This window comes from Streptococcus pseudopneumoniae (genome assembly GCF_001076775.1).
In the GTDB taxonomy this organism is placed as follows: Bacteria; Bacillota; Bacilli; order Lactobacillales; family Streptococcaceae; genus Streptococcus; species Streptococcus pseudopneumoniae_G.
This window is the reverse complement of the sequence record NZ_JVGV01000011.1, coordinates 25,830-39,398: the sequence shown is the minus strand read 5'-3', so window position 1 is coordinate 39,398 and position 13,569 is coordinate 25,830. Positions and strand designations below refer to the sequence as shown.

General features: G+C 42.8%; 13 protein-coding genes. 11 read left to right on the top strand and 2 right to left on the bottom strand.

Features of this window, described 5'->3' with window-relative positions; all coding sequences use genetic code 11:
- Positions 1-113 precede the first annotated feature (113 nt).
- The 6 genes from ADJ60_RS02325 to mnmG all read left to right on the top strand — a co-directional run bounded on the left by ADJ60_RS02325 (position 114) and on the right by mnmG (position 7,658).
- The gene (locus ADJ60_RS02325; protein WP_049543164.1) at positions 114-2,222 is read left to right on the top strand and encodes an amino acid ABC transporter permease; all 2,109 of its coding nucleotides are present in this window, start codon (positions 114-116) and stop codon (positions 2,220-2,222) included.
- On the top strand, positions 2,219-2,848 hold the full coding sequence (locus ADJ60_RS02320; RefSeq protein WP_049543161.1) for an ABC transporter ATP-binding protein: 630 nt from the start codon (positions 2,219-2,221) through the stop codon (positions 2,846-2,848). Before ADJ60_RS02325 ends, ADJ60_RS02320 begins: the two co-directional genes overlap by 4 nt.
- A gap of 749 nt (positions 2,849-3,597) precedes the next feature.
- Complete coding sequence (mnmA, locus tag ADJ60_RS02315) at positions 3,598-4,719, top strand: tRNA 2-thiouridine(34) synthase MnmA (RefSeq protein ID WP_049543159.1); 1,122 nt, start codon at positions 3,598-3,600, stop codon at positions 4,717-4,719.
- 140 nt (positions 4,720-4,859) lie between these two features.
- The gene (locus tag ADJ60_RS02310) at positions 4,860-5,315 is read left to right on the top strand and encodes an NUDIX hydrolase (RefSeq protein ID WP_049543157.1); all 456 of its coding nucleotides are present in this window, start codon (positions 4,860-4,862) and stop codon (positions 5,313-5,315) included.
- A gap of 8 nt (positions 5,316-5,323) precedes the next feature.
- A complete protein-coding gene (locus ADJ60_RS02305; protein WP_049543155.1) occupies positions 5,324-5,755 on the top strand; it encodes an NUDIX hydrolase in 432 nt (143 codons plus the stop codon).
- The gene (gene mnmG / locus ADJ60_RS02300; protein WP_000221906.1) at positions 5,745-7,658 is read left to right on the top strand and encodes a tRNA uridine-5-carboxymethylaminomethyl(34) synthesis enzyme MnmG; all 1,914 of its coding nucleotides are present in this window, start codon (positions 5,745-5,747) and stop codon (positions 7,656-7,658) included. Before ADJ60_RS02305 ends, mnmG begins: the two co-directional genes overlap by 11 nt.
- A gap of 291 nt (positions 7,659-7,949) precedes the next feature.
- On the opposite strand, the gene rnjA is transcribed toward mnmG, so the two are convergent.
- Together rnjA and ADJ60_RS02285 are read right to left on the bottom strand one after the other, a co-directional pair.
- Positions 7,950-9,629 carry a ribonuclease J1 gene (gene rnjA / locus ADJ60_RS02290; RefSeq protein ID WP_049543153.1) on the bottom strand — a complete coding sequence of 560 codons (1,680 nt, stop codon included), beginning with the start codon at positions 9,627-9,629 and terminating at the stop codon, positions 7,950-7,952.
- Position 9,630: 1 nt separating this feature from the next.
- Positions 9,631-9,864: a DNA-dependent RNA polymerase subunit epsilon gene (locus ADJ60_RS02285; RefSeq protein WP_000639571.1), complete on the bottom strand. Its 234-nt coding sequence runs from the start codon at positions 9,862-9,864 to the stop codon at positions 9,631-9,633.
- A 279-nt stretch (positions 9,865-10,143) separates the two neighbouring features.
- On the opposite strand from ADJ60_RS02285, the gene ADJ60_RS02280 reads away from it, so the two are divergent.
- From ADJ60_RS02280 to ADJ60_RS02260, 5 genes are all read left to right on the top strand, one after another.
- Positions 10,144-10,359 carry a hypothetical protein gene (locus tag ADJ60_RS02280; RefSeq protein ID WP_000282477.1) on the top strand — a complete coding sequence of 72 codons (216 nt, stop codon included), beginning with the start codon at positions 10,144-10,146 and terminating at the stop codon, positions 10,357-10,359.
- Between the two features lie 104 nt (positions 10,360-10,463).
- The gene (tsaB, locus tag ADJ60_RS02275; RefSeq protein ID WP_049543151.1) at positions 10,464-11,147 is read left to right on the top strand and encodes a tRNA (adenosine(37)-N6)-threonylcarbamoyltransferase complex dimerization subunit type 1 TsaB; all 684 of its coding nucleotides are present in this window, start codon (positions 10,464-10,466) and stop codon (positions 11,145-11,147) included.
- Positions 11,144-11,581, top strand: coding sequence for a ribosomal protein S18-alanine N-acetyltransferase (rimI, locus tag ADJ60_RS02270; RefSeq protein ID WP_049543150.1), 438 nt, complete (start codon positions 11,144-11,146; stop codon positions 11,579-11,581). The genes tsaB and rimI overlap by 4 nt, the downstream gene beginning before the upstream one ends.
- Positions 11,571-12,581, top strand: coding sequence for a tRNA (adenosine(37)-N6)-threonylcarbamoyltransferase complex transferase subunit TsaD (gene tsaD, locus ADJ60_RS02265; RefSeq protein ID WP_020901820.1), 1,011 nt, complete (start codon positions 11,571-11,573; stop codon positions 12,579-12,581). The genes rimI and tsaD overlap by 11 nt, the downstream gene beginning before the upstream one ends.
- Before the next feature lie 103 nt (positions 12,582-12,684).
- The gene (locus tag ADJ60_RS02260; RefSeq protein WP_049543148.1) at positions 12,685-13,548 is read left to right on the top strand and encodes an Rgg/GadR/MutR family transcriptional regulator; all 864 of its coding nucleotides are present in this window, start codon (positions 12,685-12,687) and stop codon (positions 13,546-13,548) included.
- Positions 13,549-13,569 lie beyond the last annotated feature (21 nt).

The following is a 13,569-nucleotide window of genomic DNA, read 5'->3' as shown; positions in this document are numbered from 1 at the left end:
AAAAGCCACGCAGTGTTTGCAGCCTTGAACACAATTAAGCTGAGAGAATCACTATGTGGTTTTATTGGAAAGTTAGTTTTTCCCAGTTTCGTCTCTTCACGGGAGGTATCTCTATGAAAAAAATCAGTCATCTTTGTATGCTCCTGCTCTTGCTGTGTACTACGTTTTTTGTCCTGAATGTAAATGTTACACGAGAAATAGTGCGGATTCAGGAGATGGGTAAGACAGCTTATTCATTTGACTTGTACTTGAAAGATGTCACTAAACCGACAGAAACTATTCTCCAGTTTTTTGAAGAGGTTACAAGTCAAGACAAGGTCTCTATTATCAAAGTAGATAATGGCGATGAGGTGGTCAAGGCTGGTGTTTTTGATAAGGAAACCTTCCCCTATCAGGAGTTCGGTCTGACTTCTCTTGATTTTTCAAAGAATGAGAAGGGAGTCTACAGCAACCAGAACCTTCCCAATAATCTAGGAACCATTCCCACCTTTTTAAAGGTGAAACTCATTCGACTCCAGACCTTCCAATCCTATATTGAGGATAAATCTCATACTGTAAATGGGCGCTATATGATTACCTCCAGCAAAGAGATAGATCGTGATACCATTCTACAAAAGTGGAGTGATTTTTTCCAGATAGATAAGACGATTTTATTAGAACCCACTTACCGAAGTCAGGTTGGAGTGCTAAATCAAGCTTTGTTACTATCTATCATTATCTTTATCTTAGCAATCTTGCTTGTGATTTTAATGACAGTTTATCAGCCGATGATGGAGATGAAACGAGTGGGGGTTCAAAAGTTACTTGGTTTTCAAAGCAGGGCGATTTTAGCTGGTTTTGTAAAGACTAATTTTTATCTTCTCTTGGGTGGAAGTCTTATCATTGACTTGGGACTATTTTTAGTGCTGGACTACAGACCAAAGCTTCTGTTCCCAAGTTTACTCTTATCCCAATTCCTGCTTTTACAGTTGTATTTGTTCATCAGTTGGCTGACCTACCTGATGATTCAGAAAATGACAGTCAGTTCTATGTTGAAAGGTTTTTCATCTGTCAAACTTGGTCTCATCTTCAATTATGTGATGAAAATAGGGACAACTATTTTACTGACGGCCTTACTGATTGGGGTGGGAAGAAGTCTAGAACAAGAAAACAAAGAACTTGCTTATCAGCAACAGTGGGTAAGCCAAGGGAATTACTTGACCTTGGAAAATTTCCGCCTCAGTGATAACCTGTGGCAAGAAGAGCTAGCAGGGTCAGGGAAATCTACAGATTATTTCTACCAATTTTATCAAGATTTGCTAGCAAAAATACAAGTAAATTATGTTCGAAGTGCGAGTCTTCCTATCAAACCAGTCATCAAAGCAGAACAAGTGCAGCACTACCAACTGCCTGATGAGGTAGATGTTTACTATGCTAATAGCAATTTTCTAAAGAGCAAGGGATTCAAGTTACCAGATACCAGCACTAAAAAAGTTATTTTGATGCCAGCTAGTGACAAAGGACAAGAAGGCAAGAATCAGTTCTTGGGAAAATCCATCGCCTATCTTTCTCTGAGGTATGAAGATCAGCAAAAGCAAAGGATAGAAGATATGGATGTAGAAATTGCCTACTATGAAGGAGATTGGTCTTTCTTCCCTTATAACAATGAGCGAAAGGAAAATCTCCATAATCCAATCATTAGTCTGGTAAATGATCAAGACATGATGTGGGAAGAAAAGACTCACTTGTCAACGACAGGTTTAAACAATCCGATGAAAGTTGAAAATACAGAACAAAATCAAAAAGTGATTACAGAGTTAGTCGATAACTTATCTGATGGTAGCTATTTAAAATTTTCATCGATTCAAGCAATTCAAGAGGAGATAGTTGATACCTATCGGGATTCTGTTCGTAATTTTAACGTTCTTTTTGCCTTATTTGCTCTTCTCAGTATGATTGTCTCCTACTTTTTACTCGTTACCACTTTCTTGTTGAAGCGCAGGGATATCATTACCAAGAAGTTTATGGGGTGGAAACTGGTCGATCGCTACCGAGCTCTCTTAGTTCTGCTCTTGCTGGGCTATAGTCTCCCCCTTCTAGTCTTGATTTTCTTTGCCCATGCGTTCTTGCCACTTCTGCTGTTTGCAGGCTTTACATGTCTGGATATACTATTTGTGCTAGTTTTGGCTTCTAGGATGGAGAAAAGAAGTCTAGTAGAGTTATTGAAAGGGGGCATCTTATGATTGAGTTGAAAAATATTACGAAAACCATTGGGAGAAAAGTGATTTTGGATAACTTGTCTCTCAGGATTGATCAGGGGGATTTGGTAGCCATTGTTGGTAAGAGTGGTAGTGGTAAGTCGACCTTGTTAAATTTATTAGGTTTGATAGATAGTGATTACAGCGGACGGTATGAGATTTTTGGTCAGACAAATCTAGCGGTCAATTCTGCCAAGTCGCAAATAATAATCCGTGAACACATCTCTTATCTATTTCAAAATTTTGCTCTGATTGATGATGAAACGGTCGAGTACAATCTTATGCTGGCGCTGAAATATGTGAAATTGTCTAAGAAAGACAAGCTCAAAAAGGTGGAAGAGATTTTAGAGAGAGTAGGTTTGTCAGCTACTTTGCATCAAAAGGTCTCCGAGTTATCTGGTGGGGAGCAACAACGAATTGCAGTTGCTAGAGCCATCTTAAAACCAAGCCAGCTGATTTTAGCCGATGAACCAACAGGTTCTCTGGATCCTGAAAATAGAGATTTGGTCTTGAAGTTTCTCTTAGAGATGAATCGAGAAGGGAAAACAGTCATTATTGTGACCCACGATGCTTATGTAGCCCAACAATGTCATCGGATCATTGAATTGTAAAAAATACAGAAATCTTATCAAAAATCTTTAAATTTAAGGATACCTTTAAAATTTAATTTTAAAACACTCATTTATCAACATTTTTGATTGATAAAAATAGGAAATCGGTTGTTTTTGGGAGATTCCCTAAAATCACCTCCTAACCACACGTACTAAAAAGATACTTCCTATGGAAATCGTATGACTCTGAAGCTTCGAATAGTTCAGTTTTCATGATTTTTATGCTATTCTAGCTTTAAAATCCTTCAGAACGTAAAATTTTAAGCAGTCAAAGACTTAGAATATCCCTAAAACATTTATTTTATGGCAATTCTAAACGTAGAATTGCGTGGATATGTATGGATTTAATCTGTTCGATAGTTAGGACAGCTCTATTCTGGGAAATCTGAGCGATCAATGGTTTAGAACAGCATTTCAACAATGGATTTTGTTGAAGGATTGATTATTTTATAAGAGAGGTTGGTCGATTATCAGCCTCTTTCTTGTCTTCTCTAACCAAGCATGTTATAATGAATACTGCTCAAGCGACCTTCAATCGTTAAGCACACACGACCTTCAATCGTGAACTAGTCATTTCGTTTATCTTTTATTACGTCGTTAACTCGTCTTGCCTAACTCAAGTTATGCCTGCGACTCGTTGCCTAGTCCTAAAAGCAAACGAAAAGACTATACTCGAAGAAATTCTATTGAAAGTCATAGTAAATAGAATTTTGAGGGGTATAAATAAACGAATAGATGGGAGACTTACCATGAGTGATAACTCTAAAACACGTGTTGTTGTGGGGATGAGTGGTGGTGTTGATTCGTCGGTGACGGCTCTCTTGCTTAAAGAGCAGGGTTACGATGTGATCGGTATCTTCATGAAGAACTGGGATGACACAGATGAAAACGGCGTCTGTACGGCGACCGAAGATTACAAGGATGTGGCTGCGGTGGCAGACCAGATTGGCATTCCTTACTACTCTGTCAACTTTGAAAAAGAGTACTGGGATCGCGTTTTTGAGTATTTCCTAGCGGAATACCGTGCAGGACGTACGCCAAATCCAGATGTTATGTGCAACAAGGAAATCAAGTTCAAGGCCTTTTTGGACTATGCCATGACCTTGGGGGCAGACTATGTAGCGACTGGGCACTATGCCCGAGTGGCGCGTGATGAAGATGGTACTGTTCACATGCTTCGTGGTGTGGACAATGGCAAGGATCAGACCTATTTCCTCAGCCAACTGTCGCAAGAACAACTTCAAAAAACCATGTTCCCTTTGGGACATTTGGAAAAGCCTGAAGTGCGAAAACTAGCAGAAGAAGCAGGCCTTGCGACTGCTAAGAAGAAAGACTCGACAGGGATTTGCTTTATCGGAGAAAAGAACTTTAAAAACTTTCTCAGCAACTACCTGCCAGCTCAGCCAGGTCGCATGATGACTGTAGATGGTCGCGATATGGGCGAGCATGCAGGCCTTATGTATTATACAATTGGTCAGCGTGGTGGCCTCGGTATCGGCGGGCAACACGGTGGTGACAATGCACCTTGGTTCGTTGTCGGAAAAGACCTGAGCAAGAATATTCTCTATGTAGGACAAGGATTCTACCATGATTCGCTCATGTCAACCAGCCTAGAGGCTAGTCAAGTCCACTTTACTCGTGACATGCCAGAGGAGTTTACGCTCGAATGTACGGCTAAATTCCGCTATCGTCAGCCTGATTCTAAGGTGACCGTCCATGTCAAAGGAGATAAGGCAGAGGTTATCTTTGCAGAACCGCAACGCGCGATTACGCCAGGACAGGCAGTTGTCTTTTACGATGGCGAAGAGTGTCTAGGTGGTGGTTTGATTGACAATGCTTACCGCGATGGACAAGTTTGTCAGTACATTTAGATTGACAAATTTTCTCAATTTGCTACAATAATAAAAGCAATAGAAATGATGGTCAAAGCTCATGGATGTTGCAGGCTTTTTTGTCCTGCACTTCTTTGGAGTTTTGACTGTTTTTGTGTCGTTTAGAGGAAAGGACAAAAATGACTCAACAAGACTTTCGTACAAAAGTGGGAGCTACGGTTTTTGGCGTTCGGGCGACAGCCTTGATTCTCCAAAATCGCAAGCTCCTAGTCACCAAAGATAAGGGCAAGTATTACACTATTGGCGGTGCGATTCAAGTCAATGAAAGAACGGAGGACGCGGTAGTTCGTGAAGTGAGGGAAGAACTGGGTGTCAAAGTTCAAGCTGGGCAACTAGCTTTTGTTGTTGAAAATCGTTTTGAAGAAGATGGTGTCTATTGGCACAACATCGAGTTTCATTATCTGGTGGACTTGCTTGAGGATGCCCCATTGACCATGCAGGAAGATGAGAAAAGGCAGCCTTGTGAGTGGATTGATTTGGATCAGCTTAAGGGTATCAATCTAGTTCCAGCCTTTTTGAAAACAGCCCTGCCAGATTGGGACGGCCAACTAAGACACATCCATCTTGAGGAATAGGAGAGAAAATAATGGTTAAGCTTATTGCCCATGTACTTGTTCATAGTGGTGATGATTATTTGCTCATTCAGCGTTCGGAAATTAAAAGAGGACAACCCAATGTTTATCCAACTTACTGGGATATTCCTGGTGGCGGGGTTGAAAAGGGTGAAATTCCGCGAGATGGAGCTCTTAGAGAATGTATTGAAGAAGCGGGAGTTAGGCTAGATAGCAGTTTGCTCAAACTTCTTCACGAAGATAGTCAACTGGATACCTCTAAGGATACTGTCTTTACTCGCTTAGTTTATAAAGCAGAGTGGGTTGGGGAGAAGCCAATTATCAGATTAGATCCTGAAGAGCATACGCACTTTAAATGGGTTACTATGGCTCAAGCTCTAGAGGAGGAGAAGTTAGTTCCTTATTTACGAGAAATTTTTGAAAGGTTAAGAAATGACATATAATTTTACTGAAGAATACGATATTATTGTAATTGGTGCGGGACATGCTGGGGTAGAAGCATCCCTAGCTGCTAGCCGTATGGGCTGTAAGGTCTTGCTTGCGACTATCAACATTGAAATGCTGGCTTTCATGCCTTGTAACCCCTCTATCGGTGGTTCTGCCAAAGGGATTGTTGTGCGTGAAGTTGATGCCCTCGGTGGCGAGATGGCCAAAACCATTGACAAGACTTACATCCAGATGAAGATGCTCAACACAGGGAAGGGGCCAGCTGTCCGTGCCCTCCGTGCGCAGGCTGACAAGGAGCTTTACTCTAAGGAAATGCGCAAGACGGTTGAAAATCAAGAAAATCTGACTCTTCGTCAGACCATGATTGATGAGATTTTGGTTGAAGACGGCAAAGTTGTCGGTGTACGTACAGCGACCCATCAAGAATATGCTGCCAAGGCTGTTATCGTGACCACAGGGACTGCTCTCCGTGGGGAAATTATCATCGGAGATCTCAAGTACTCATCAGGTCCTAACCACAGCTTGGCTTCTATTAACCTTGCTGATAATCTCAAGGAACTGGGCCTCGAAATCGGTCGTTTCAAGACAGGAACCCCTCCACGTGTCAAGGCTTCCTCTATCAACTACGATGTGACCGAGATTCAGCCAGGAGATGAAGCACCTAATCACTTCTCATACACGTCACGTGATGAGGATTATGTCAAGGATCAGGTGCCATGCTGGTTGACTTATACCAATGGTACCAGTCATGAGATTATTCAAAACAACCTCCACCGTGCGCCTATGTTTACAGGTGTGGTCAAGGGAGTGGGACCTCGTTACTGTCCATCGATTGAAGACAAGATTGTGCGCTTTGCAGACAAGGAACGTCACCAACTCTTCCTTGAGCCAGAAGGGCGCAATACTGAGGAAGTCTATGTTCAAGGACTTTCAACCAGTCTGCCTGAGGATGTCCAGCGTGACTTGGTTCATTCCATCAAAGGTTTGGAAAATGCAGAGATGATGCGAACAGGTTATGCTATTGAGTATGACATGGTCTTGCCTCACCAGTTGCGTGCGACTCTGGAAACCAAGAAAATCTCAGGTCTTTTCACTGCTGGTCAGACAAATGGAACATCAGGTTATGAAGAAGCTGCTGGCCAAGGGATTATCGCTGGTATCAATGCGGCTCTGAAAGTCCAAGGCAAGCCTGAGTTGATTTTGAAGCGTAGTGACGGTTACATTGGGGTCATGATTGATGACTTGGTGACCAAAGGAACCATTGAACCTTACCGTCTTTTGACCAGTCGTGCTGAATACCGCCTCATTCTCCGCCATGACAATGCTGATATGCGTTTGACTGAGATGGGACGTGAGATTGGTCTTGTGGATGATGAACGCTGGGCTCGCTTTGAAATCAAGAAAAATCAATTTGAAAATGAGATGAAACGCCTAGACAGCATCAAACTCAAGCCAGTCAAGGAAACCAATGCCAAGGTTGAGGAGATGGGTTTCAAGCCTTTGACAGATGCAGTGACAGCCAAGGAATTCCTTCGCCGTCCAGAAGTTTCTTATCAAGATGTGGTGGCTTTCATCGGACCAGCTGCAGAGGACTTGGATGACAAGATTATCGAATTGATTGAAACAGAAATCAAGTACGAAGGCTATATTTCCAAAGCCATGGACCAGGTTGCCAAGATGAAACGCATGGAAGAAAAACGCATTCCAGCCAATATTGATTGGGATGACATTGATTCTATCGCGACAGAAGCCCGTCAGAAGTTCAAACTCATCAATCCAGAAACCATCGGCCAAGCCAGCCGTATCTCGGGAGTAAACCCAGCAGATATTTCTATTTTGATGGTGTATTTGGAAGGTAAAAATCGTAGTATTTCTAAAACTCTTCAAAAATCAAAATGATACGTCGTCGGCTTCGGCTCACCTAACTCAAGTTATGCTTTCGCCTAGCCTTCTAGTCTGATTTCGATTTTTATTGAGTTTTAATCTCAAAAGAAAGCATAGAGAAAAACAGCTCCGAAAAACGGGGCTGTTTTGTTGACTTGTACTCAATGAAAATCAAAGAGCAAACTAGGAAGCTAGCCGTAGGTTTCTCAAAGCACTGCTTTGAGGTTGTAGATAGAACTGACGAAGTCAGTAACATATATACGGCAAGGCGAAGCTGACGTGGTTTGAAGAGATTTTCGAAGAGTATTATTCTTCATCTGGTGTGAGGATCATTGGGATGATAATCGGTTCACGTTCTGTATTTTCATAAAGGAAGGGGCGAATAGCGTTGACAATGGCACCATTGACAGATTGCACGCTAGCATCCTTATTTTTCAGTGCGATACGAATGGCATTGAAGAGGATGCGTTGGCTTTGGCGAATCAAGTCGCCAGACTCTCTCATGTAGACAAAGCCTCGACTGAGGATATCTGGTCCAGACAGAATCATCTGCGATTTGAAGTCAACAGTTGCGACTGCCAGAACGACACCGTCTTCAGATAGATCGCGACGATCTTTGAGGACAGCAGCACCGATTTCACCGATACGATTTCCATCGACATAGATGTCTTGGGCGTTGAAATGACCTGCGATACGAGCTGAGTCAGCAGTAAGGGCAAGCACATCACCATTGCTCATGATAAAGATATTGTTCTTTTCAACACCAGTATCCACCGCTAGCCCAGCGTGGACTTTTTGCATGCGGTATTCACCGTGGACAGGCATGAAGTATTTTGGCTTAATCAAGCGGAGCATAAGTTTTTGCTCTTGCTGACCACCGTGTCCAGATGTATGGATATTGTTCACTTTACCGTGGATAACTTCGACACCAGCTTCTGAAATGATGTTAATCAGCTTGTTGACGCTAGTAGTGTTTCCAGGGATTGGGCTAGAAGAGAAGATAACCGTATCACCTGGTTGGAGTTGCACCTGACGGTGGGTTCCGTTGGCGATACGAGAGAGGGCTGCCATCGGCTCGCCTTGACTACCTGTACAGAGGATAAGAATCTCGCCTGCAGGGTAGTCTTTGATTTCATTTGGCTCGATAAAGGTTCCCTTAGGAGCTTTGATGTAACCAAGCTCGATTCCGTTGACAATGGCTTTTTCCATAGAGCGACCAAAGACCGCAATCTTGCGTCCAGTCTTAACAGCGGCTTCTGTCGCTTGCTGGAGACGGAAGATATTTGAGGCAAAGGATGCAAAGATGATACGTCCTTCAATGCCTTGGATAATCTTCATGATGGACTGGCCAACGACTTTTTCAGAGTTGGTAAAGGTTGGAATTTCTGCATTTGTCGAGTCAGACAGGAGACAGAGTACACCTTCTTCACCAAGCGCAGCCATACGGTGCAAATCTGCTGGTTCACCAACTGGTGTTAAGTCAAACTTGAAGTCACCCGTACAGACAATTTTCCCTTGAGGAGTATGAATGACAATCCCCAAAGGCTCTGGAATAGAGTGAGTCGTTCTAAAGAAAGTTGCCTTGAGATTTTTAAAGGTCAACTCAGTATTATGGTTGATTTCGTAAAGTTTGGCGTTGCGCAAGAGGCCGTGTTCTTCGAGTTTCCCACGAATCAAAGCCAAGGCAAGCGGTCCAGCATAGATAGGGACATTTGCTTGCTTGAGCAGGAAAGGAATCCCACCGATGTGGTCCTCGTGTCCGTGGGTAATCAAAACAGCCTTGACGCGGTCGATGTTGTCTACGATGTAGGAGTAGTCAGGAATGACATAGTCGATACCCAGCAAGTCATCTTCTGGGAATTTAATCCCAGCATCGACGATGACAATCTCATCTTGGTATTCAATTCCGTATGTATTTTTCCCGATTTCTCCCAGACCACCGATGGCAAAAACGCCGACTTCTTCAGGTTTAAGAGTGTAGGCCATATTAGAACTCCGTAATTTCGAAGGCGCCAGTTTCTTTTTCGTAATCTAGCAATTTGTCAGACAAGAGTTCGATATACTCGATATTGTACTCTGGGCGATTTTCTTCGACAAGTTGGCGAGCAGCGATACGGCCCTCAAGTTCTGAGTTAGCATCGATGTCTAGGTATAGTGCGCGTGTTGTTTCACGGCGTGGGCTACGTTCTTTTGTTTCTTGATAAAAAACTTTGTAAATCATATAGTTCCTTTCTATTTTACAGGTCAGCTTATTCCAAACTTTTAGCAGAGATTTGCTTGATTTCATTCCATTTTGTGTCTAGATTGACCTTGATTCGTTACAATTATTTCAATTATACCACAAAATGAAAAATTAGTAAAAGACGGAAACGAGAAAGTCACAGGACCTTTCGTTGAGTAAACGCTTGCAAATAAACAAAAATGTGTTATATTGATAGTGGGAGTAAAATTTATCGCTTGTCATAATTCCATATAGATTTTAAGTCAAGGAGGTTGCCCTATGTATAACTTATTTGCTTTTGCTATCGGAGCTCGCTTGGTAGCTTTTATTGTTTTTGTTGCTTGCGTTTATGCGGGGAATCTTCTATTTGCCAAACTGGAACGACGACAAACCAAGTTCTTGTGGAAAATTACCTTTGTGACTATCTACTCGCTTTTTCTCCTCCTCGTAACCTATGTCGTTTGGTTTGTATTTTACTTTGGATTAAATGCTTAGATGCCCTGCTCATGCTGGGGCATTTTTGTTTGGGGATAAAGAAAATTCCCATGTGCCAGCTTTTGTAGTATAATAGTAAGCAGACAAAAAGATAGGAATGTGTTATGAAAGTATTAGCTTTTGATACGTCCAGCAAGGCTCTTTCTCTCGCCATTTTAGAGGACAAGCAGGTTCTTGCCGAGACGACGATTAATATTAAGAAAAATCACAGTATTACCCTTATGCCTGCCATCGATTTTTTGATGGAAAGTTTAGATTGGACACCCAAGGATTTGGACCGAATCGTGGTAGCTGAAGGGCCTGGTAGCTACACAGGATTGCGAATTGCGGTAGCAACTGCCAAGACGCTTGCTCATACTCTGAACATCGAGTTGGTTGGTATGTCTAGCCTCTTGGCTCTGGTGCCCTACCAGCAAGAAGGCTTGTTTATTCCTTTGATGGATGCGCGTCGCAACAATGTGTATGCAGGGTTTTATGAAAATGCCCAGCCTGTCATGCCAGAAGCGCACCTGCCTTTTGAGCGAGTGATTGAGTTAATCAAGGGTGCTAGTCAGGTAACCTTTGTCGGAGAAGTTGGCCCCTTTGTTGAGCAGATTCAAGAACACTTGCCAAGGACTAATTACAAAGAAACCTTGCCTAATGCAGCCAATCTTGCTCTTTTGGCTTGGGACAAGGAAGCAGACTCCTTGCATGACTTTGTGCCGAATTACCTCAAGCGTGTTGAGGCTGAGGAAAACTGGCTCAAGAACCACACCGAGTCTGGCGAGTCTTACATTAAACGCCTATGATAGAAATCAAACGAATCCAACAGCAGCCTGACTTGTCTCAAGCCATCTACGCTGTCATGGCAGCTGTTTACCCAGTCAGTCCTTGGACGCTGGAACAAATCCAAGCAGACCTGTCCCAAGACCAGACTTGGTATGCTCTGGCTTATGATGGGGCAGAAATGATTGGCTTTCTAGCTGTGCAGGAGAATCTTTTTGAGGCAGAAGTCCTGCAAATCGCTGTCAAACAAACCTATCAGGGTCAGGGAATTGCCTCGGCCTTGTTTGCGACATTGCCGGCAGATAAGGAGATTTTCCTCGAAGTCAGAAAGTCAAATCACCGAGCGCAAGCATTTTACAAGAAAGAAAAGATGGCAGTCATCGCTGAGCGAAAGGCCTACTACCATGACCCAGTCGAGGATGCCATTATCATGAAGAGAGAAATAGATGAAGGATAGATATATTTTAGCATTTGAGACATCCTGTGATGAGACCAGTGTCGCCGTCTTGAAAAACGACGATGAGCTCTTGTCTAATGTCATTGCTAGTCAAATTGAGAGCCACAAACGTTTTGGGGGCGTAGTGCCAGAAGTAGCCAGTCGTCACCATGTCGAGGTCATTACAGCCTGCATCGAGGAGGCGTTGGCAGAAGCAGGGATTACCGAAGACGATGTAACAGCTGTGGCGGTTACCTATGGACCTGGCTTGGTGGGAGCTTTACTAGTTGGTTTATCAGCTGCTAAGGCCTTTGCTTGGGCACATGGACTTCCGCTGATTCCCGTTAACCACATGGCTGGTCACCTTATGGCAGCTCAGAGCGTGGAGCCTTTGGAGTTTCCCTTGCTAGCCCTCTTGGTCAGCGGTGGACACACAGAGTTGGTTTATGTTTCGGAGGCTGGTGACTACAAGATTGTTGGGGAAACGCGAGATGACGCGGTTGGTGAGGCCTATGATAAGGTCGGCCGTGTCATGGGCTTGACCTATCCTGCCGGTCGTGAGATTGACGAGCTGGCTCATCAGGGGCAGGATATTTATGACTTTCCTCGTGCCATGATTAAGGAAGATAATCTGGAGTTTTCATTCTCAGGTTTGAAATCTGCCTTTATCAATCTTCACCATAATGCCGAGCAAAAGGGAGAAAGTCTGTCTACAGAGGACTTGTGTGCATCCTTCCAAGCAGCTGTCCTGGATATTCTCATGGCAAAAACTAAGAAGGCTTTGGAGAAATACCCTGTTAAAACTCTAGTCGTGGCAGGTGGTGTGGCAGCCAATAAAGGTCTCAGAGAACGCCTAGCAACCGAAATCGCAGATGTCAAGGTCATCATTCCACCTCTGCGCCTCTGCGGAGACAATGCAGGTATGATTGCCTATGCCAGCGTCAGCGAATGGAACAAAGAAAACTTTGCAAGCTTGGACCTCAATGCCAAACCAAGTCTCGCTTTTGATACCATGGAATAAAGAGTCAGCTTAGGGCTGGCTTTTTTGCTCTCTTAAATGTCAGAATATTTTGACAAATAATTGTGAATAATGATATACTATATAAAAAATAGGAGGTGGTGAGATGATTGAGAGAATGGAGTTGGGAGAATTTTACAAGGAATTACGTTTGGCGAGAAAGCTCAAGCAGTCAGATGTGGCTTGTGCTGGTCTAACAGCCTCTCAGTTGTCCAAGTTTGAACTAGGGCAGTCTATGCTATCTGCGGATAAGTTGATCCTAGCCATCCAAGGGATCAATATGAATTTTGATGAGTTTGGTCATAAGCTAAACAATTATCAAGAATCCCTACATATGCAGATTGGTAGAAAGGTTGTGGATCGCTTTGCCCACCAAGATATAGCTGGTTTAGAGCAACTGTTGGAGGAAGTCGAGCAAGAACAGATGGCAGAGACCTATCGTCGTTTGAATGCCATTGTAATTAAAAACGCACTCCATTCCTTAAATAAGAACTATCCATTAGTAAAAGAAGATAGCGAGTTTTTGACTATCTATCTCTATGCTATTGAGTCTTGGACCTGGTTTGAACTCTATCTCTTTTGCAATACCATGCCCTTCTTGAGCAATCAAGATTTGATATTTTTATCGACCGCTTTAATTGAGAAGTCTAAAGAATTTAAGGAGTTGGTACATAATCGGTTGTATATGAAGCAAGGACTCTTAAATATCTTATCAGAACTCATGGAGCGAAAACTTTTCTCATACATCCCAATCTTTGAAACTGAGTTGGAGAGCATGTTGCGTCCGTACGATGTTTTTGAGAAAGTATCGTGGCAATTTTTAAAGAAAATGAGTGTCTTTCTTCAAACCAAAGGAAGCAATCAAAAAGAGATTGAACACTTTATCCAATCTCTGCAAGTATTAGAAAATCCACAATTGCTAGCCCTCTTCGAATTGCGTTTTCAGCAATACAAAGAACTTATCGATTAATTAGAAACGGGAAGACAATCA

Excerpts from the sequence above, each read along its gene's own strand:
- rimI (WP_049543150.1), top strand. The coding sequence starts at position 11,144 with ATGATAGAAATCAAACGAATCCAACAGCAGCCTGACTTGTCTCAAGCC.
- ADJ60_RS02260 (WP_049543148.1), top strand. The coding sequence starts at position 12,685 with ATGATTGAGAGAATGGAGTTGGGAGAATTTTACAAGGAATTACGTTTG.
- ADJ60_RS02325 (WP_049543164.1), top strand. The coding sequence starts at position 114 with ATGAAAAAAATCAGTCATCTTTGTATGCTCCTGCTCTTGCTGTGTACT.
- tsaB (WP_049543151.1), top strand. The coding sequence starts at position 10,464 with ATGAAAGTATTAGCTTTTGATACGTCCAGCAAGGCTCTTTCTCTCGCC.
- ADJ60_RS02310 (WP_049543157.1), top strand. The coding sequence starts at position 4,860 with ATGACTCAACAAGACTTTCGTACAAAAGTGGGAGCTACGGTTTTTGGC.
- mnmA (WP_049543159.1), top strand. The coding sequence starts at position 3,598 with ATGAGTGATAACTCTAAAACACGTGTTGTTGTGGGGATGAGTGGTGGT.
- ADJ60_RS02320 (WP_049543161.1), top strand. The coding sequence starts at position 2,219 with ATGATTGAGTTGAAAAATATTACGAAAACCATTGGGAGAAAAGTGATT.
- rnjA (WP_049543153.1), bottom strand. The coding sequence starts at position 9,629 with ATGGCCTACACTCTTAAACCTGAAGAAGTCGGCGTTTTTGCCATCGGT.
- mnmG (WP_000221906.1), top strand. The coding sequence starts at position 5,745 with ATGACATATAATTTTACTGAAGAATACGATATTATTGTAATTGGTGCG.
- tsaD (WP_020901820.1), top strand. The coding sequence starts at position 11,571 with ATGAAGGATAGATATATTTTAGCATTTGAGACATCCTGTGATGAGACC.
- ADJ60_RS02280 (WP_000282477.1), top strand. The coding sequence starts at position 10,144 with ATGTATAACTTATTTGCTTTTGCTATCGGAGCTCGCTTGGTAGCTTTT.
- ADJ60_RS02285 (WP_000639571.1), bottom strand. The coding sequence starts at position 9,864 with ATGATTTACAAAGTTTTTTATCAAGAAACAAAAGAACGTAGCCCACGC.